We start from the raw sequence: 18,101 nt of genomic DNA, 5'->3' as shown, positions 1-18,101 counted from the left end.
GCAACGCGGATCAGCGAGTTGCAGTTCCCGGTACTACTCCCGGCCCAATGTCCCGGCCCCAACGACTCGCCGACGGTGTGGAGCGCTGGAGGGCAGCGTGCCTCGCCTTCGCTCGCTAGGTTGCCAGGGTGACGGATCTTGAGCGGGGCATTTACGAGCACCTGGTCACCCACCAGCTCGCTGGCCAGCTTCACCACCTCGACTCCGCCCGGGTCCAGCACCGCCCCCTGGACCCCGCCGACTCCCACAAGCACCTGACCCGTCACCTCGCCACCCTCATCAGCCGCGCCCTACAGGCCGTCCCCAACGGCGACGACAAGCTCCACCGCCAGGTCGACCTGGCCAACCGCCTCGCCACCGCCATCGCGGACCTCAACCCCGACTCCGCCGGCCCCAACGACCAGGTAGCCGACGCCAGGAACCTCCTCCACGCCATCGCCGCCCCACCCACCCCACCCGCGCAGCCGGCCTTCCCGCAGCGCCCCACCACCCCGCTCTCCACCGGCGCGCTCCTGGTCAACGGCCGCCACCAGCCCCGGATCGGCCACGAGGTCACCCACGAGATGGCGTCGGCCAACCACGTCGACCTGCTCTGCGCGTTCATCAAGTGGTACGGCCTACGCATCGTCGAGCCGGCCATCCGCGAGCTGATCGGCCGAGGCGGCAAGCTGCGGGTCATCACCACCACGTACCTGGGCGCCACCGACCAGCGGGCGCTGGACCGGCTCGCCGAGCTGGGCGCCGAGGTCAAGGTCTCCTACGAGACCAGGACCACCCGGCTGCACGCCAAGGCGTGGCTGTTCCGCCGGGGCAACGGCACCACCACGGCGTACGTCGGCTCGTCGAACCTCTCCAAGGCAGCGTTGGTCGACGGGGTGGAGTGGAACGTCCGGATCTCGAACATCGAGCAGCCGCACGTCATCGACACCTTCACCGCCACATTCGAGGACTACTGGAACGACCCCGCCTTCGAGGCGTACGAGCCGGGCAGGGACGCCGAGCGGCTGCGGCAGGCGCTGCGCGGAGAGCGGTCGGACGACGGCATCACCCAGATCTCGAACCTGGACGTGCGGCCGTACCCGTACCAGGCGGAAATCCTGGCCGACCTGGACGCCGAGCGGCAGGTGCACGGCCGGCACCGGAACCTGGTGGTGATGGCGACCGGCACCGGCAAGACGGTCGTGGCGGCGCTGGACTACCGCCGGCTACACCGCAGCAGGAGTGTCGACTCGCTGCTCTTCGTCGCCCACCAGGAGCAGATCCTCAAGCAGAGCCTGGCGACGTTCCGCCAGGTGATGGGCGACGGTAGCTTCGGCGAGCTGCTGGTCGGCGGCAAGGAGCCGACCGACTGGCGGCACGTCTTCGCGTCGATCCAGTCGCTGCACCGGCGGGAGATCGCCCCCGAGGCGTACGACATGGTGATCGTCGACGAGTTCCACCACGCCGAAGCGCCGACGTACGCCCGGCTGCTGGAACGGTTGGAGCCGCGCGTACTGCTGGGGCTGACGGCGACGCCCGACCGGGCCGACGGCGGCGACGTGCGGCGGTGGTTCGACGGCCACGCCGCCGTGGAGCTGCACCTGTGGGAGGCACTGGAGCGGCAGTTGCTGGCCCCGTTCCAGTACTTCGGGATGCACGACGACGTTGACCTGTCGCATCTGCGGTGGAAGCGCGGCCAGGGGTACGACCTGGGCGAGCTCGGCGGCGTCTACACCGGCAACGAGGCGCGGGCTCGGATCATCCTCAAGGCCGTGCGGGACAAGGTCGACGTGGACCGGATGCGGGCGCTCGGGTTCTGCGTCGGAATCGGGCACGCGGAGTTCATGGCGGACTGGTTCACCCGCCGGGGCGTACCGTCGGCTGCGGTGACCTCACGGGCGGACCGCGCCGGGCGGTCGCGGGACGAGTTGCTTCGGGAGTTCAAGGCCGGGAAGCTGCGCGTCCTGTTCACGGTGGACCTGTTCAACGAGGGGGTCGACCTGCCGATGGTCGACACGATCCTGATGCTGCGGCCCACCGAGAGCGCCACGATCTTCCTTCAGCAGCTCGGCCGGGGTCTGCGGCTGGACGACGACAAGCCCTGCCTCACGGTGCTGGACTTCATCGGCGGGCAGCACGCGAACTTCCGCTTCGACCTGCGCTGGCGGGCGCTGACCGGGGTGACCCGGCGGGCGATCAGGGACGCGGTCGAGCAGGACTTCCCCTCCCTGCCGAGCGGCTGCCACGTCGAGCTGGACCGGGTGGCGAAGGAGGTGGTGCTGAGCAACCTCAAGAGCGCCATGCCCACCTCGAAGAAGGGCCTGGTCGCGGAGCTGCGGCAGCTCGGGGACGTCAGCCTGGGCACGTTCCTGCGCGAGACCGGGCTGGAGATCGAGGACGTGTACCGGTCGGCGTCGGTCGGTGGGTGGACCGGGCTGCGGCGGCTCGCCGGCCTTGAGGCGTCGACGCCCGGCTCGGACGACCGTGAGCTCGGACGGGCGGTCGGGCGGATGCTGCACCTCGACGACGTGGACCGGCTGGACCTGCTGGCCCGGGTCGCGGCCGGCGAGCGGCCCGCAGCCGGCCGGCTCTGGGACATGCTGCACTTCGACCTGTGGGGGCCGAACGCGTCGCTGGCCTCGCGGGACGAGCGGGTGGCGCGGCTGTGGGCGGAGCCGGCGCGCTGCGTCGAGCTGCGCCAGGTCGCCGAGGTGCTACGGGAGCGGATCCACCGGGTGACGATGCGGGCGGGGGCGCTGCGGGTGCACGCCCGGTACAGCCGCAACGAGGCGTGCGCGGCGTTCGGGATGCCGAACCCGGGGTCGCTGCGCGAGGGCGTGAAGTGGCTTGAGTCCGAGCGGGCGGACCTGTTCTTCGTCACGCTGGTCAAGTCGGAGCAGCACTACTCCCCCACCACCATGTACGCCGACCGGGCCATAACCGAGCGGCTGTTCCAGTGGGAGTCGCAGAGCACCACGTCGTCGGTGTCGACGACCGGGCAGCGGTACGTCAACCACGAGCAGCGGGGGTCGACGGTGCACCTGTTCGTCCGGGAAACCCGGGTGCCGGACCGGGACCTCGGCGCGCCGGCCTACCTGTACGCGGGGCCGATGGCCTACCGGGAGCACAGCGGGGACCGGCCGATGCGGATCGTCTGGGAGCTGACCCATCCGCTGCCCGCCGACATGTACTCGGCCGCCCGGACAATCGCCGCCTGATCCTGCTTCACACAGGAGTCGGAACAGCCCGGAATCTCAGGCCGCATCTGCCGCCGGGGCGAACCTGACGTCGAGCTTCATGCCCAGGGCGCGGGCCAGGCGCTCCAGGACAGCCAGGGTCGGCACGGTGCCCCCTGCCTCAAATCGGGCGACGGCGGACTGCGTCATGCCGGCAGTCCTCGCCAGCTGGGTCTGGCTCCAACCGTTCTGCTCCCGCAACTGCCGCACCGTCTGGCCGAGCTCGAAGGCTATCCGCGCCGCCTCGTAGGCTTCGGCGGCGCCCGGCTCGGTCATCCGGCGCTCTCGAAGCTCGTTCCAGTCAACGCGATCGTTCATCATTGCGCCCCCTCGTTCACCGTGTGCCGCTCCGTCACGCATCGCTCAAACGCCCGGCGGGCGCGTTCGACTTCGCGCTCTTCACGCATCCGGGTCTTCCGAAAGACCGTCAACAGGATGATCCGCCGGTCGGACGCTATCCAGTACGTCACCGGCACCGCATCGCGGTCCAGGTAGAACCGCAGCTCCCGGAGCTTGCCGTCGAGCTGCTTCGTGTGCGGCTCGCCGAGGAGAGCTCCGCGGCTGGCGAGCATGTCGATATAGAACGCGGCTCTCGCGAATTGTGTGGTCGGCAATCCCTCCAGCCAATCCCGGACTTCGGGCTCCAGCTCCACGCCACCCCAGGCCATAGCACCGATGCTATGGCTTCGACTGTGCGTAGTCGCGCCGCTCAGCGGGCGTGTCGAGGGCAAGAAGAGGGCCACCGCCGCGCACTCCGGCCCGGACGATCGGCACCTGATCGACCCACCACCTGACGCGGCGCAGGCGCGGAAGCCCCATCGGGCTTCTGCCGTCGGTTCGGGTACGGGGTCGCACCATCCGACGAGAAGGACATTCACACTTCTCCATACCGAGAGGACGTGCTAACCCTTAGCAATGATGCCTGCACCGAGAGTGGCACGGCGGTCTGGCGCAGGCCGCTCCGACACACCGTCACCGCCTTTCCTCACCCACGGCGAGTAATCGGTGAGCACCTGGGCCCGTACACCGCCCTCGCCCCCCGCCGCCGACATGCCGGAGCCGTCCGAGCAGCAGCCCATCCTCGGCGTCGAGCCGGGCACGCCGCTCGACCTGCTGCTGGTCAACGCGCCGCTGCGCGACTACACGCTCCGCCCCCGGGTCAACAACTCCCCGCTGCCGGTGCTCGGCCTGGGCTACCTCGCCACCTACGCCACCGTGCAGGGCTTCAGCGTGGGTGTCCTCGACGGGGAGTCCCTCGGCCTCAGCGTCGAGGAGATCCAGAGCATCGTCAACGAGGCCGCGCCCCGCTGGGTGGGGTTCAACCTGCTGGCGCCGACGTACGAGCTGAGCGCCCGCATCGCCGCCGGCCTCGACCCCGAGATCCAGATCATGGTCGGCGGTCACCAGGCGAAGGCGAGGCCGGAGGCGATCATCGCGGAACCGCGGTTCGCCCGCCTGGAGGCGCTGATCGTCGGCGAGGCCGAGACCCGGCTCGTCGAGCTGCTGAACGACCACCAACAGCGGGTACGGCTTCCGGGCGTGATGTGGCGGGACCCGACCCTGGGTACGCCGGTCACGGGCGGCGGGCCGGGCACGGCATGGCACCTGGCCCCGGACGTCAACGCCCTGCCGTTCGTCGACCGGCGGTTCTTCGCCGCCGACCCGTACCGGCCGGGCGACGGGCCGTGGGAGGCGGCGATGGTGGGCGCCCGCGGCTGCCCGTACGAGTGTTCGTTCTGCGGCGCGGCCGTCAGCGCAAACCTGGACGTCGCCATCCGCACCCGGGAGCCGGCCAACATCATCGCGGAGATGGACGAGCTCAACGTCCGGTACGGCGTGCGGGCGTTCCGGTTCGTCGACGACCTCTTCCTCGGCTACGAACGGTTCGTCCGGCGCTGCATGCCCGCGTTCGCCGAGGCCGACGTCGGCGGTCGGTACGTCTGGGACGCCACCGGCCGGGTCAACGTCCTCGCCCACGCCGACGACGCCTTCCTGGAGACGCTCGCGGCGAACGGCTGCCGGGAGGTCGGGCTCGGCATCGAGTCCGGCAGCGAGCGCGTTCTCGGCCACCTCGGCCAGCGGATCAGGCCCGAGCTGACCCGGGACGTGGTCCGCCGGCTCACCCGCCGGGGCATCAACGTCAGGGGTCACTTCGTCCTCGGCCGGCCCACCGAGACGCGTGCCGAGTTGGAGGCGACCGTCCGGCACGTACGCGAGCTGTGGGACCTGACCGAGAACGCGCCCGGCACCTTCCGGGCGAGCGTCTTCGAGTTCCGCCCCTACCCCGGCACCCCGCAGTGGCACCGGCTGCTGGCCACGGGCCGGTACGACCCGTCGCGGCTGCTGGACCACCGCACCATGGACCTGAGCGAGCACGGGCTGGATGAGGCCATGCGAACCGGCGACGAGTTCGACCTCCCGGCCAACCTCCAGTTCGGGGAGGTCGAGTTGTCACACGTGCGCCGCCGGCTGGTGGAGCTGGCCCGCGCCCAGCACGAGCGGCTGTTCAACCGCTGACCGGTCGGCCCCGGCCGGCGGTTACCGTACGTGGATGGAACAGCGGATCAGCCTCGTGACCCTCGGCGTCGCCGACCTGTCCCGCGCCCGCGCCTTCTACGAGCGGCTCGGCTGGCGCGGCCAGGAGGCCGAGCAGACCGTCTTCTTCCAGGCCGGCGGCCTCGCCGTCGTGCTGTGGGCGCGTGACAAGCTGGCCGCCGACGCCGACATCGCTGACGCCGACGCGGGCGGCTTCGGCGGGCTGAGCCTGGCGCAGAACGTCCGGTCCCGCGAGGAGGTCGACGAGGTGATCGGGGCGGCGGTCGAGGCCGGGGCGACGGTCACCAGGCCCGCCCGGGAGACCTTCTACGGCGGGTACGCCGGCTACTTCGCCGACCCGGACGGGCACCTGTGGGAGATCGCCTGGAACCCTGGCTTCCCGCTGGCGGCCGACGGCACCCTGGCTGTCCCCGACTTCGGCACCGCCTGACTCCGCCCCGGCCGCCGAGGCGGCAGGGGCGGCGGGGCGGTCAGCGGACCGGGTCGTGGGTGCCCCGGGGCACGTGGGGCTTGCAGCGGCGCAGCCGGTCGGCGGCCATCCGACCGCCCACGGCCAGCCCGTGCCGCTCGACGGCGGCCAGCCCGTACGCGCTACACGTCGGGGTATAACGGCACTGGCCCGGCCAGCGGTGCGACAGCCACCGCCGGTACCCGAGGATCGCGGCGCGGCCGGCCCGGTCGACGACCGGTGCCCGGGTCGCCCCGGCGGCCACCGAGCCGAGGGTGAGCATGAACGAGAACAACCCGAAGTCGCAGCAGTCCGGGCCGTCGCAGTCGCAGTCGGTGCAGGAGTCGCCGCGCCGCTTCTTCTTGCGGTGCCGATCCTTCTTGAGGCTGAACATGGCGATCATCCTGCTGCACGTGCGCAACGCCCCTGAGCCGAAGCCGAGCCGGACGACCGCACGCGTCAGCGCTTCCTGGAGATCACCAGGAGAAGCTCAGAGCATCAGGCCCAGACGGTGCGGCGGAGCCCGTCGTGCGTGGCGCAGGCGTCCCGCCGGCCGCCGGTGAGGCTGACCGCGCCGTCGCGGCACTGCACCAGGTACCCCCTCCCGGCCCAGAAGTCCTGCCCGCAGTCGAAGAAGTCGCACACCCGCACGTCGGGCCTGCGGACGCGGGAGCCACCGCAGTAGTCGTACCCGAACGGGTTCGCCGGTGCGCCGCAGAGCCCGTCGCGCTTCGCGGTGGGTGACGCGGTGCGCCGCCGCGACTCCGGGGTCGCCTTCGGGGTCGCCTTCGGGGTGGCCCGCAGGACGGGGCGGGCCGTCGGGACGGCGGTGGGGGCCGCGGCGGCGGCGGCGACGTCCGAGCCGGGCCGCACCGGCGGGTCCGACTCGAAGAGCACCGCGGGCAGCAGCAGCGCCGCGGCTGCGGCCACCGCGACGGTACGCCGGCCGCCCGGCACGGCGGCGGTGATCCGGGCCTGGCCGGGAGTGGCGATGGCCGGGCGGAACGGCCGGTTCTGGTCGTGCTCGGCGATCAGCTCGTCGAGCTGGGCGAGCACGGTGCCTCGCTGCTCGATGGCGTCGGCGAAGGCCAGTGCGAGGGTGAACCGGAACTCGGCGGCGGCCTCGGCGGGCAGCAGCAGCCCGGAGGTGCGCCGCCGGTCGAGGACCTGGATCAGCGTGACCGGCGCCGCCGGGTCGTGGGCCAGCCCGGTCATCTTCCCGTACGCCCAGTCGCGCCGGCCGCGCCCGCCGAGCAGGACCAGCCGACGGTCGGTGAGCACGGCGATCCCGGCGTCGGTGACCTTGACCCCGTCGGGGCGGCGGTGGTGCAGCGCCGGCCGGCCGGGGTCGACGCTGAGGTCGGGGGCGGGGAGCACGGCGGTGTGCCGCAGCTCGACCAGCTGCGCGGCGGGCAGCGCCCAGTGGACCCGCTCGCCGGGGGCGAGTTCCAGGGGCAGGCCGGAGTCCGCCGCGCGCCGGCCGAAGTCGGCCGCCGCCGCGCGCAGCCGCCGCAGTTCCTCGTCGCGCCGCCGCCACGCCTGCTCGGCGGCGCGGTACGTCCGCTGTCGTCGTTCGTTCTGCCGGTACGCCCACCGGTACCGCCACGTGGAACCCGTCGAATCAGTCTTCGCCACGCCGACTCCTTAGCCGCGCGAGCCGCCAACCGGGGTGTCATCCGGATCAACGGCGCCGACCGGTCGAACGAACCCGGCGAAGCGGGCGAATCACCTGATCGGTGGACAAGAGCGGACGAGAAGCGGATGACGCCGTGTCGATTCACGTTCTGTCGGCGGTCCTCGGCGACGCCGTGTGGATCGGTGGCTCGCTGGGTAACGTCAGCCGCAGCCGGGCCGCGATGCCGCGCCGGCAGCACCGACGCGAAGGGGGGACCCGTGACCGGCCCGGACCAGCGCCCGCGTGTCGTGATCGGGGTCGACATCGGCACCACCAGCACCAAGAGCGTCGCGTTCGACACGGACGGCCGGCAACTCGCCACCCACTCCGTCGGCTACCCGTTGGACGAGCCGCACCCCGGCTACGCCGAGCAGGACCCCCTGCTGATCTTCGACGCGGTGGTGGAGACGGTCCGCGCGGTGGTGGCGGAGCTGCCCGGGCCGATCGCCGGGCTGTCGTTCAGCACCGCGATGCACAGCCTGATCGGGCTCGACCCGGACGGTAAGCCGCTGACCGCGTCGGTGACCTGGGCGGACTCCCGCGCCAGCCGGCAGGCCGAGCGGCTGCGGGCGGTCCCGTCGGGGCTGGCGCTGCACCGGCGGACCGGCACGCCGGTGCACCCGATGGCGCCGCTGCCGAAGCTGGTCTGGTTCGCCGAGCAGGAGCCGAAACTGTTCGAGCGGGTCGCCCACTGGGTCGGCATCAAGGACTACGTGCTGCTGCGGCTGTGCGAGACGCTGGTCACCGACCACTCGGTCGCCTCGGCCAGCGGCCTGATGGACATCCGGAGGCTCGCCTGGGACGCCGAGGCGCTGCGGATCGCCGGGGTCACCGAGGAACAGCTCCCGCAGCTCGTCCCGACCACCACCGTGCTGCCGGGGCTCACCGCGGCCTCCGCCGCCGCGACCGGCCTGCCGGCGGACACCCCGATCGTGGTCGGCGCCGGTGACGGCCCGCTGGCCAACCTGGGCCTCGGCGCGGTGCACCCCGGCGTGGTGGCCTGCTCGATCGGCACCAGCGGGGCGATGCGGGTGATGGTCGAACGCCCCGCCGTCGACCCGCTCGGCGGGGTGTTCTGCTACGCGCTGACCGAGGACCGCTGGGTGGTCGGCGGCGCGATCAACAACGGCGGGATCGTGTTGCAGTGGGCCGGCGACGCGCTCGCCCCCGAGATGGGCGAGGAGTCCGAGGAGAAGCTGCTCGACCTGGCCGCCCACGCGCCGGTCGGCTCCGGCGGGCTGATCATGCTGCCGTACCTGCTCAGCGAGCGCGCCCCGCACTGGAGCGCGTTGCCGCGCGGGGCGTACGTCGGGTTGACCCACGGCCACCGCCGCGAGCACCTGGTGCGGGCGGCGCTGGAGGGGGTCTGCCAGCAGCTCGCCCTGGTGCTGTCGTCGGTGCGGGCGGCCGGCAACGAGGTGCGGGAGGTGCGGGCCAGCGGCGGCTTCGCCCGCAGCCCGCTGTGGCGGCAGATGCTCGCCGACGCGCTCGGCATGCCGGTGCGGTTCCCGGCCGGCCACGAGGGGTCCAGCTTCGGCGCGGCGCTGCTGGGCATGCAGGCCCTCGGCCTGATCGCGTCCGTCGACGTCGCCGCCGACCTGGTGAAGATCGACGAGACGGTACGCCCCGACCCGACCGCCGCCGCCGTCTACGCCGCCCTGCTTCCGCTGCACTCCGAGCTGTACGACGCGCTCGTCCCGACGTTCGCGTCGCTGCGACGGCTGGCCCCGAGCCTGCCGCCGGAGCCACCGCCCACCTCTCCACCCATGTGATCGCCCGTACCCTGCTGGCACGGACGCCGTCCGAAGGTCGTGATAGCCGTGGTCACTCTGCTCGCCGCACCGGCGGAACCACTCACCGACGCCGGTAACGCCCAACTGATCGTCGCGGCCCTGCTGGGCATCGCCGCGGTGGTGGTCCTGATCGCCTGGGGCAAGGTCCATCCGTTCCTGTCACTGATCCTCGGCGCGGCAGTGCTCGGCGTCGTCGCAGGGGTGGCACCCGACGCCATCGTCACGTCGTTCAGCGGCGGCGTCGGCTCCACCGTCGGCGGGGTCGGTCTGCTGATCGCCCTCGGGGCGATGATCGGCGGCCTGCTCGCCGAGTCCGGCGGCGCGGACGGCATCGTCACCCGGATCGTCAACAAGGTCTCCGGGTCGGCCCTGCCCTGGGCGATGGCCGGGGTGGCCGCGCTGATCGGCCTGCCGCTGTTCTTCGAGGTCGGCGTGGTGCTGCTGGTGCCGATCGTGCTGCTCGTCGCGAAGCGCACCGACGTGCCGCTGATGAAGGTCGGCATCCCGGCGCTGGCCGGCCTGTCGGTGCTGCACGGCCTGGTCCCGCCGCACCCCGGCCCGCTGGTGGCGATCTCCTCGCTCAACGCGGACCTGGGCCTGACGCTGGGGCTGGGCCTGCTGATCGCCATCCCGACCGTGATCATCGCCGGGCCGGTCTTCGGCAACATCATCTCCCGGTACGTCCCCGCGACGATTCCCGAGGGACTGCTGCCGACCCGCACGCCGGCCGGCGTCGGGGGTGGCGGGACCGACCGCGGCGTCGCGGGCCGCCAGCAGACCGGCGTGGACGGCGAACTGCTCACCGAGGACGACCTGCTCAACCCCGGCACCGGCCGCCCCGGCGCGCCGGTCGACGACTCCGGCACCGAGACCGCCCGCCGGGCCCCGAAGTTCTGGCCGGCGGTGATCACCGTGCTGCTGCCCGTGGCGCTGATGCTGCTGCGGGCCGTCGGCGAGCTGGCCCTGGCCGAGGGCAGCGCCGGCCGCAAGGCCCTGGACATCGTCGGCGCCCCGATCGTGGCGCTGCTGGCCGGGGTGATCGTGGCCATGTTCACCCTCGGCTTCCAGGCCGGGTTCAGCCGCAAGCAGGTCTCGTCGGTGCTCGGCGGCTCGCTGCCGCCGATCGCGGGCATCCTGCTGATCGTCGCGGCGGGCGGCGGGTTCAAGCAGGTGCTGGTGGACGCCGGGGTGGGCAACCTGGTCGCCGACGCGGCGGAGAACGCCAGCCTGTCCCCGCTGCTGCTGGGCTGGCTGGTCGCGGTCGGCATCCGGGTCGCGACCGGCTCGGCGACGGTCGCCACGATCACCGCGGCCGGCATCGTCGCCCCGCTGGCGGCGACCCTGGACCGGCCCGGGGTGGCGCTGCTGGCCCTGGCCGTCGGCTGCGGCTCGCTGTTCTTCTCGCACGTCAACGATGCCGGCTTCTGGCTGGTGAAGGAGTACTTCGGGCTGACCGTCGGGCAGACCATCAAGAGCTGGTCGGTGATGGAGACGATCATCTCGGTGGTCGGCTTCGCCGGCGTCCTGCTGCTCGACCTGCTGTTGTGACGCCCTGACCGGGCCGCCGGGGAACGGTCAACCCCGGGGTCGTACCGCCGGGACCAGTGCGGCGCGCAGGTCGGCGAGGTTGGTGGGGCGACCGTAACGCCAGCCCTGGCCGTGGACGCAGCCGATCGCGGTGACCGCCGCGTGCTGCTCGTCGGTCTCCACCCCCTCGGCGACCACGGTCAGGTCGAACGCCCCGGCCAACCGGGTCACCATCTCCACCGTCGCGTACGCCCGGGTGTCGTCGCCCAGCCGGGCCACGAACGACCGGTCGATCTTCAGCTCGGTGGCCGGGATGTGGTGCAGGTAGCTCAGCGACGAGTAGCCGGTGCCGAAGTCGTCGATGGCGATCCGGATGCCCAGCTCGCGGAGCTGACGCAGCCGCTCCAGCACCGTGTCGCTGCCGTCGATCAGCGCCGACTCGGTCAGCTCCAGGGTCAGCGCGCGGGGCGCCAGGCCGGCGCCGGCGGTGGCCGCGGTGACGGTGGCGATCAGGTCCGGCCGGCGCAGGTGCGCGGCGGCGATGTTCACCGCGACCGTCGCCTCCGGGGCGCGGTCCCGCCAGGTGGCGGCGGCCCGGCATGCCTCGTGGATCACCCACCGGTCGATCGGCAGGATCAGCCCGGTCTCCTCGGCCAGCGGCAGGAAACGCGCCGGGGTGAGCAGCCCCATCCGGGGATGCCGCCAACGCACCAGCGCCTCGGCGCTGCGCACCTCGCCGGTGACCAGGTCGACGATCGGCTGGTACTCCAGGTGCAGTTGCTCCTCGTCGACGGCGCGGCGCAGGTCGGCGATCAGCTCGGCCCGGCTCACCGTCGCCTCCCGCAGGGCCGGGGTGCAGGTGCGGTACACGGACTTGCCGCCCGCCTTGGCGGCGTACATGGCGATGTCGGCGTCGCGGAGCAGGTCGGTGTGGGAGGCGTGCTGGGGGCCGTACTCGGCGATGCCGATGCTGGCCGAGGGGTGCACACCCGCCTCCTCCTCCCCGGGGGAGGGTTGCAGGGCTGCGAGCAGCCGCTCGGCCACCCGCTCCGGCCGGACCTGCCGGTCGCCGTCGACGAGGACGGCGAACTCGTCACCCCCGAGGCGGGCGATGCTGCCGTCGTCGGCCACGGCCCGCGCCATCCGGCCGGCGATGCTGGTCAGCAGGAGATCACCGGCACCGTGCCCGAACCGGTCGTTGACCTGCTTGAAGCCGTCCAGGTCCAGCAGCAGCACGGCGACCGGGGCCTCGTCGCGCAGCGCCTCGCGCAGCCGACGGTTGAACATCAGCCGGTTCGGCAGGCCGGTGAGCTGGTCGGTGTAGGCGAGTTGGCGCAGCCGGGCGACCAGCCGGAGGTTCTCGTTGGCGGCCAGCCCCTGCCGCAGCGCCAGGACGCCGAGCAACGCCATCATGCCGACGAAGACCATGTGCGGGGTCTGCCCGGTGGGCCGCCGGGCCAGTATCACCGCCACGATCGCCCCGCCCACCGGCAGGTACGGCAGGGCGACCCGCCACCAGGGCGGCAGCGGCGACTCGGTGGGCTCGTCGACGTCGTCCGAGGCCAGGGGCAGCGGGTACCGGCTGGCGGCGGCGATCAGCAGGTAGCTCAGCGGCCAGCAGACATCGATCGGGTGGCCGGGGGCGTAGCTGCCGTTCGCGAACAGCGAGACGTATGTGGCGTCGGCGACCGCCCGGGTGACCAGGCTGGCCCCGATCAGGGTCAGCGGACGCCACATCGGCCGGGCCGGCCCGGCCACCGCGACCAGGATGGTCAGCTGCACCAGATCCAGCATCGGGTAGAGCAGCCCGAAGGTGCGCAGCGGGTCGGTCAGGTCGGCGGCGGCGATGCCGCGGAACACCACGACCCAGCCGATCGGGATGAGGGCGAGCCCGACGATGACGCCGTCCAGCACCGTCCGGGCCCGCCCGACGGCGCTGCGCGGGGCGGCGAGGGAGCAGAGCAGCGCGGCGGTGCCGGTGACGATGCCGAGGGTGAACAGCAACCCGATCAGCGGGGTGTTCGGCAGGCCGCCGTCGCCGATCCGCTGCACCGTCCACAGTGCTCGGCCGAGCACGGCGAAGCCCATGGTGGCCGCGAGCAGCGCCCAGAATCGGCGTAGCGGCGCGGGGTGCCGGCGGGCCGCTTCGACGCACGCGTAGCCGGCCCAGCCCGCCAACGCGACCGCGCCGAGATCGCTGACCAGGGCCGCGCCGGGCAGTCGGGCGACCAGCCAGACCGCCTCGACGAACAGGACGATCGCGGCCACGACGAGTCCAACCCGACCGGGCCGGTACGCCCCGGCGGGGGTCGTGCGGGGGTGAGGCGCGTCGTGGGGCAGCACAGCGGTCGCTCCGGCTTCCTCTCCTTGCGCACCTCGACGGTGAGGACCGGTCGTTGACGGCGAACGACGAAAGCGTAGTCAGCCTACGGGCGGGCCGCCAGGGGCGTCCGGCCGCCTGCGGCGAGGGCTGCCAAGGTTCGTGGGGCCGGCGCGGAGGCAGCCACCGCGCCGAACCGCACTGCTACTTCGATGGTGGACGACCCGATCCTTTGTGACGGAGGAAGCTTGCTCCACGTCGGCACGACGTGGTGTCCGCCGGCTCCTTTGGAGCTGCCCCCACAGACGGGGCAGCCAAGAGCCCGCCAGGGGTGGCCCGAGGTGGCCAGGGGTGGCCAGGGGTGGCCCGAGTGCACTCACCCCCGTGCCCCGTTCATGCGGGCAGCTCCAAAGGAGCCGAGGAGGGCACCCGCCGAGCCACGCCGGCGAGCGGTCAGGCCCAGTCCTCGGCCGGGTCGCCGTCGGACGGGCCGACCACCGGAGTGGAGGCGACACCAGCACCAAAACCGGCACCGGCACCGGGCGGGTCAGCGGGGGCGGGGCCCTGGTCGGGGGTGGCCGCGGCCGGGGGGCCGCCGTGGGTCCACGGGGTCTCCGCCGGGTCGGGGAACGCCCCCGCCGGCAGGAACCCGTCCGACAGGGTGGTGAGGCAGAGCCGCTCCCCCACCTCCGGCACGGTGCCCGGCGGGGCGCTCAGCCCGCGGCCCATCCCGCCGGAGAGCTCCAGCACCACCTCGGTCTTGCCGTCGGCAGCCGGGGTCAGGAAGACCACCTTCGCCTTCTGCCCCGGCCGGGCCGGCGAGTACAGCGTCGCGCCCACCGGCACCGCCACCGGCTCGGTGGTGACCACCTGGATTCGGGGCCGCAGCACCGGCCGTTTGCCGGTGTCGTCCACCCGTCTCGGGTCGGCCAGCGTCACGTCCCCGACAAACGCCTCCCCGGTCAGCCGGTGCTCGGCCATCACCAGCGGGTCGTCGTAGGCGCGCTGGACCGCGTACGAGGTGCCGGCCCGTTCCAGCCGGTGCAGGCGCACGGCCGCGGCCACCGCCCCGTCCCGGCGCGGCTGCGGCCCGCCGCCGGCGTCGACGTGCTCGGTGTGCGCGGTGAAGGCGTCCCGGTCGCCGGCCCAGCGCCCCTCGACCCGCGCGCCGGGCGGCACGGCGGCGAGCAGCCCCACGCCGCGCCACATCAGCTCCCAGGTGGGCGCGAGCTGCCCGCGCAGGGCCCGCTCCAGCTCCGCGTACGCGGACCGGCGGGCGGTGTCGTCGTCGGCCGCGTCGGTGTACGCGGCGATGGCCGGGGCGAGCACCCGGTTGTCGAACTCCGGGTCGGTGGTCGGGCCGGCGGGCGGGCAGACCGCCGGGTCCTCGGCCCGGGCCGCCGCCCGCACGCCGTCCAGCCCCGGCGGCGGGTCGAGCCAGCCGAGCACCGCCGGCAGGTGCAGGTCTTCCACCGAGCTCTGCCCGGTGGCCCAGTGCAGGGTCAGCGCCTCGGTCATCGCCAGCAGCGCCGACGAGCCGGGGTGCTCGGCCCGTTCGGCGAAGAAGGTCAGCCAGCGCCCGAGCAGCGGCACCGACGGGTGCACCGGGTACTCGCCGTCGGGCCGGCGGAACCGGGTGGAACGGCCGAACAGCCGCAGGAACGTGACCCCGGCCGGGTTCGGCAGCAGCAGCTGCGGCGCGTCGACGTACCGGTGCCGGACGTCGCGGCCCCGGTCCACCGCGACGGCCTCGGACAGCCCCCGGAAGGAGTCCAGGTAGGGCAGCACGATCCCGGCCAGCTCGGCGGCGAACGCGAAGCGCTGGTCCCGGTTGCGGGGCTGCGGCACGATCAGCAGCCGGGCGTCGTCCGGGGCGGTGCCGACCAGCGCCGCGAGGGGTGCGTTGGCCTCGCCGGCCATGGCCAGCGGCACCAGCACCAGCGGCCGGGGCGACAGGTGCAGGTGCCGGACGGTGGCCACCGGCTGGGCCACCCCGGCGGCGAGCGCCTGGGCCCTCGCGAGCGCGCGCAGCGTACTCATGCGGGCCGCCCGGCCAGGGCGTCGGCGCGCAGCCGGGCCGCGGCCCGCAGCAGCGCGGCGGCCTCCGCCTGCTCCGGCCCGCCGGCGTGTTCCCCGCCGGCCAGCGCGAGCGCCTCCGCCACCGTCGCCACCCCACCGAGCGCCTCGCGGACCGGCCGGCCCAGGGTGGCCGTCTCCGCGCGGGTGGCGTGCCGGCAGAAGTACGCCAGCTCGCACGCGGCCAGGCACTCCGGCGCGTAGCGGGCCGGCACCGACAGCAGGGACCGGCGCAGGTCGACGGGGTCGGCCGTGGGGTCGGCGGTGAAGCCGGCCGGCACGTCGGCCAGCAGGTCGTCGATCCGGGCCGCCCGGTCGAGCTGCCGGCGCAGCACCAGCAGTTGCTTGCGCACGTCGACGAGGCTGGCCACCGGCTGGTTGGCGAAGTCGCGCGGGCAGACCAGCAGCACGTCCGAGGAGACCAGTTCGGGATCGTGCCCCTCGGCGGCGAGCAGCTCGCGCAGGGCCAGCACGTAGACGGCGGACTGGATCGCGGCGGCGGCCACCTTGCCCGGGTCGGCCTGCCCGTCGATCACCGGGAACGACTTGACCTCGACCACGTGGAACCGGCCGGCGAGCCGGGCGGCGACCAGGTCCGGTTCCAGGTGCACCCGCTGGCCGGCGACGTCCAGGCCGAGCAGCGGGTGGTCGAACAGGGCGGCCGGGTCCCCCGCGCCGGTCGGCGCGGCTGCGGCCAGCGCGGCCCGGGACCGCGCGGACCGGTCGGGTTGGCCGGGCCGGTCGTCGGCGCCGAGGTCGGTCCACGTCGCCGGGCCGCCCGGGTCGACGCCGAGCCGCTCGGCGACCAGCCGGAGCAGCTCGGCCCCGCCGTCGGCCTTGACCTGCGCCTCGAACGCGTTGCCCCGGGTGATGGCGAACCGGGACTGGCCGAACCGGGCCGGGAAGCCGACCCGCTCGGCCAGCTTCGGCTTGTCCACCCCCGCGCTGTCCAGCACGGCCCGGCGGGCGCAGCCGGGGTTACCGGTCAGGGCGGCGATCGTCCGGGCGTTGTGCCGCCGAGGTGGTGCGTCGCCCCGGATCTCGGCCAGTCGCTGCGCGGTGCTCGTCACGACACGCCACGATAGGCCCTCGCCGCCGGTTCGGCGCGGGCCGCGCCGCGCCGCACCAGCACGGCGACCGTGGCGGCGGCAACCAGCGCCGCCCCGGCCATCACCCAGAGCACGGTACGCAGCCCGGAGGTGAAGCCCGGGTCGGCGAGCCGGCCGGCGGTGGTGCTGGCCAGCACCGCGCCGACCACCGCGATGGCGATCGTCTCGCTGGACAACCGGGCGGTGTTGATCATTCCGGCGCCGGTGGCCGCCCGGCCCGGCGCGACGCTGCCGATCGCGATCGCGTCGAGCAGCCCGATCGACAGTCCGATCCCCACCCCGATGGTCAGCAGCGGTCCCGCGAGGGTCGCGGCGTCGCTGTCCGGGGCGAGCACGGTGGCCCAGGCCGCCCCGACCGCGACCACCGCCACGGACGCGACGATCACCGCAGGGGCCGGCACCAGCCGGGTCAGCGCGCCGCCGAGCAGCGGCAGCACCAGGGTGGGGGCGGTGAGCAGGATGAGCGTCCCGCCGGCCGCGCCGGGGCTCATGCCGACCACCGTGGTCAGGTACGACGGCAGGTAGACCAGCAGCGGCACCAGCACCGCGACGGTGGTGGCCGCCGCCAGGCAGACGCCGAGGAACCGGGGGCTCGCCAGCAGGGCCAGGTCGAACATCGGCTCGGCACGGCGGCGCTCCACCCGGACGAAGACCGCCAGCAGGGCCGCCGCCGCGACGAAGGCGGCCACGATCACCGGGGCGGACCAGCCGAACTCGGGGCCCTGCACGAAGCCGAAGATGAGCAGCAGCAGTGCGCTGGTGAACGTGACGGTGCCCGCCCAGTCCACCCCTGCGGCGTGCGCCGGGCGGGACTCCGGCAGCAACGGGACCAGGGCGAGGACCACACAGGCGGCCAGCGCCGGCACGGCGAAGACGGCCCGCCACCCGAACGCCTCGATCAGCAGCCCGGCGATCGACGGGCCGAACGCGAGGCCGACGCCGATGGCCGTGCCGAAGAGGCTGAACGCGCGGGCCCGGGCCGGCCCCTGGAACGCGTCGGCCAGCAGGGCGGCGGCGCTGGTGGCGGCGGCGGCAGCGCCGATGCCGGCGAGCGTGCGGGCGACGCCGAGCAGCACGATGTTCCCGGCGAACGCGCCGGCCAGCCCGGCCACCGCGAAGATCGCCAGGCCGACGGTGTAGACCCGGCGGCGGCCGAACAGGTCGGCGAGCGCGCCGATGGCGAGCATGAAGCTGGCGAAGGTGGCGTTGTAGCCGTTCACCACCCACTGCACCCCGGCCAGCCCGGCGTCGAGGTCTCGGCCGATGTCCGGCAACGCGACCGAGGCACCGGTCAGCGAGATGGGCAGCGACACAGTCGACAGCAGGACGGCGACGAGCACGACGGCCGGGCGGTTGCGCACGATTCTCCCCGTTCTTCGCGG

At 73.8% G+C, this 18,101-nt stretch carries 13 protein-coding genes; 5 read left to right on the top strand and 8 right to left on the bottom strand.

Annotation, left to right across the window (positions count from 1 at the left end; genetic code table 11):
* Positions 1 to 128: 128 nt before the first annotated feature.
* Entirely contained in the window at positions 129 to 3,197 is a 3,069-nt protein-coding gene (locus ACH4T9_RS03605) for a DUF3427 domain-containing protein (RefSeq protein ID WP_396669607.1), read from the top strand.
* A 36-nt stretch (positions 3,198 to 3,233) separates the two neighbouring features.
* Here the strand turns inward: ACH4T9_RS03605 and ACH4T9_RS03600 are convergent, their stop codons facing one another.
* Positions 3,234 to 3,536 carry a multiprotein-bridging factor 1 family protein gene (locus tag ACH4T9_RS03600; protein WP_396669606.1) on the bottom strand — a complete coding sequence of 101 codons (303 nt, stop codon included), beginning with the start codon at positions 3,534 to 3,536 and terminating at the stop codon, positions 3,234 to 3,236.
* Positions 3,533 to 3,883: a type II toxin-antitoxin system RelE/ParE family toxin gene (locus ACH4T9_RS03595; RefSeq protein WP_396669605.1), complete on the bottom strand. Its 351-nt coding sequence runs from the start codon at positions 3,881 to 3,883 to the stop codon at positions 3,533 to 3,535. Before ACH4T9_RS03595 ends, ACH4T9_RS03600 begins: the two co-directional genes overlap by 4 nt.
* A gap of 337 nt (positions 3,884 to 4,220) precedes the next feature.
* On the opposite strand from ACH4T9_RS03595, the gene ACH4T9_RS03590 reads away from it, so the two are divergent.
* The gene (locus ACH4T9_RS03590; protein WP_396669604.1) at positions 4,221 to 5,732 is read left to right on the top strand and encodes a B12-binding domain-containing radical SAM protein; all 1,512 of its coding nucleotides are present in this window, start codon (positions 4,221 to 4,223) and stop codon (positions 5,730 to 5,732) included.
* 34 nt (positions 5,733 to 5,766) lie between these two features.
* Positions 5,767 to 6,201, top strand: coding sequence for a VOC family protein (locus tag ACH4T9_RS03585; protein WP_396669603.1), 435 nt, complete (start codon positions 5,767 to 5,769; stop codon positions 6,199 to 6,201).
* A gap of 40 nt (positions 6,202 to 6,241) precedes the next feature.
* Here ACH4T9_RS03585 and yidD read toward each other — a convergent pair whose 3' ends face one another.
* Both yidD and ACH4T9_RS03575 read right to left on the bottom strand, forming a co-directional pair.
* Positions 6,242 to 6,613 (bottom strand): membrane protein insertion efficiency factor YidD, encoded by a 372-nt coding sequence (gene yidD / locus ACH4T9_RS03580; protein ID WP_396669602.1) that lies wholly within the window; start codon positions 6,611 to 6,613, stop codon positions 6,242 to 6,244.
* 104 nt (positions 6,614 to 6,717) lie between these two features.
* The gene (locus ACH4T9_RS03575) at positions 6,718 to 7,854 is read right to left on the bottom strand and encodes a hypothetical protein (RefSeq protein ID WP_396669601.1); all 1,137 of its coding nucleotides are present in this window, start codon (positions 7,852 to 7,854) and stop codon (positions 6,718 to 6,720) included.
* Positions 7,855 to 8,112: 258 nt separating this feature from the next.
* Here ACH4T9_RS03575 and ACH4T9_RS03570 point away from each other — a divergent pair, with 258 nt between their 5' ends.
* A complete protein-coding gene (locus ACH4T9_RS03570; RefSeq protein WP_396669600.1) occupies positions 8,113 to 9,666 on the top strand; it encodes a gluconokinase in 1,554 nt (517 codons plus the stop codon).
* A 48-nt stretch (positions 9,667 to 9,714) separates the two neighbouring features.
* Positions 9,715 to 11,235, top strand: a complete 1,521-nt coding sequence (locus tag ACH4T9_RS03565) for an SLC13 family permease (RefSeq protein ID WP_396669599.1) — start codon at positions 9,715 to 9,717, stop codon at positions 11,233 to 11,235.
* Between the two features lie 27 nt (positions 11,236 to 11,262).
* Here ACH4T9_RS03565 and ACH4T9_RS03560 read toward each other — a convergent pair whose 3' ends face one another.
* The 4 genes from ACH4T9_RS03560 to ACH4T9_RS03545 all read right to left on the bottom strand — a co-directional run bounded on the left by ACH4T9_RS03560 (position 11,263) and on the right by ACH4T9_RS03545 (position 18,080).
* Positions 11,263 to 13,482, bottom strand: coding sequence for a putative bifunctional diguanylate cyclase/phosphodiesterase (locus ACH4T9_RS03560; RefSeq protein WP_396669598.1), 2,220 nt, complete (start codon positions 13,480 to 13,482; stop codon positions 11,263 to 11,265).
* 505 nt (positions 13,483 to 13,987) lie between these two features.
* Positions 13,988 to 15,574, bottom strand: a complete 1,587-nt coding sequence (locus tag ACH4T9_RS03555) for a hypothetical protein (protein ID WP_396669597.1) — start codon at positions 15,572 to 15,574, stop codon at positions 13,988 to 13,990.
* Positions 15,571 to 16,680 (bottom strand): hypothetical protein, encoded by a 1,110-nt coding sequence (locus ACH4T9_RS03550; RefSeq protein ID WP_396669596.1) that lies wholly within the window; start codon positions 16,678 to 16,680, stop codon positions 15,571 to 15,573. Before ACH4T9_RS03550 ends, ACH4T9_RS03555 begins: the two co-directional genes overlap by 4 nt.
* The gene (locus tag ACH4T9_RS03545) at positions 16,677 to 18,080 is read right to left on the bottom strand and encodes an MFS transporter (RefSeq protein ID WP_396669595.1); all 1,404 of its coding nucleotides are present in this window, start codon (positions 18,078 to 18,080) and stop codon (positions 16,677 to 16,679) included. The genes ACH4T9_RS03550 and ACH4T9_RS03545 overlap by 4 nt, the downstream gene beginning before the upstream one ends.
* Positions 18,081 to 18,101: the final 21 nt, after the last annotated feature.

It is taken from the genome of Micromonospora sp. NPDC020750, from assembly GCF_044334565.1.
Lineage (GTDB): Bacteria > Actinomycetota > Actinomycetes > Mycobacteriales > Micromonosporaceae > Micromonospora.
The sequence above is the reverse complement of the archived record's forward strand: the minus strand, read 5'-3'. Positions and strand labels throughout refer to the sequence as shown.

Excerpts from the sequence above, each read along its gene's own strand:
- ACH4T9_RS03600 (WP_396669606.1), bottom strand. The coding sequence starts at position 3,536 with ATGATGAACGATCGCGTTGACTGGAACGAGCTTCGAGAGCGCCGGATG.
- ACH4T9_RS03595 (WP_396669605.1), bottom strand. The coding sequence starts at position 3,883 with ATGGCCTGGGGTGGCGTGGAGCTGGAGCCCGAAGTCCGGGATTGGCTG.
- ACH4T9_RS03585 (WP_396669603.1), top strand. The coding sequence starts at position 5,767 with ATGGAACAGCGGATCAGCCTCGTGACCCTCGGCGTCGCCGACCTGTCC.
- yidD (WP_396669602.1), bottom strand. The coding sequence starts at position 6,613 with ATGTTCAGCCTCAAGAAGGATCGGCACCGCAAGAAGAAGCGGCGCGGC.
- ACH4T9_RS03555 (WP_396669597.1), bottom strand. The coding sequence starts at position 15,574 with ATGAGTACGCTGCGCGCGCTCGCGAGGGCCCAGGCGCTCGCCGCCGGG.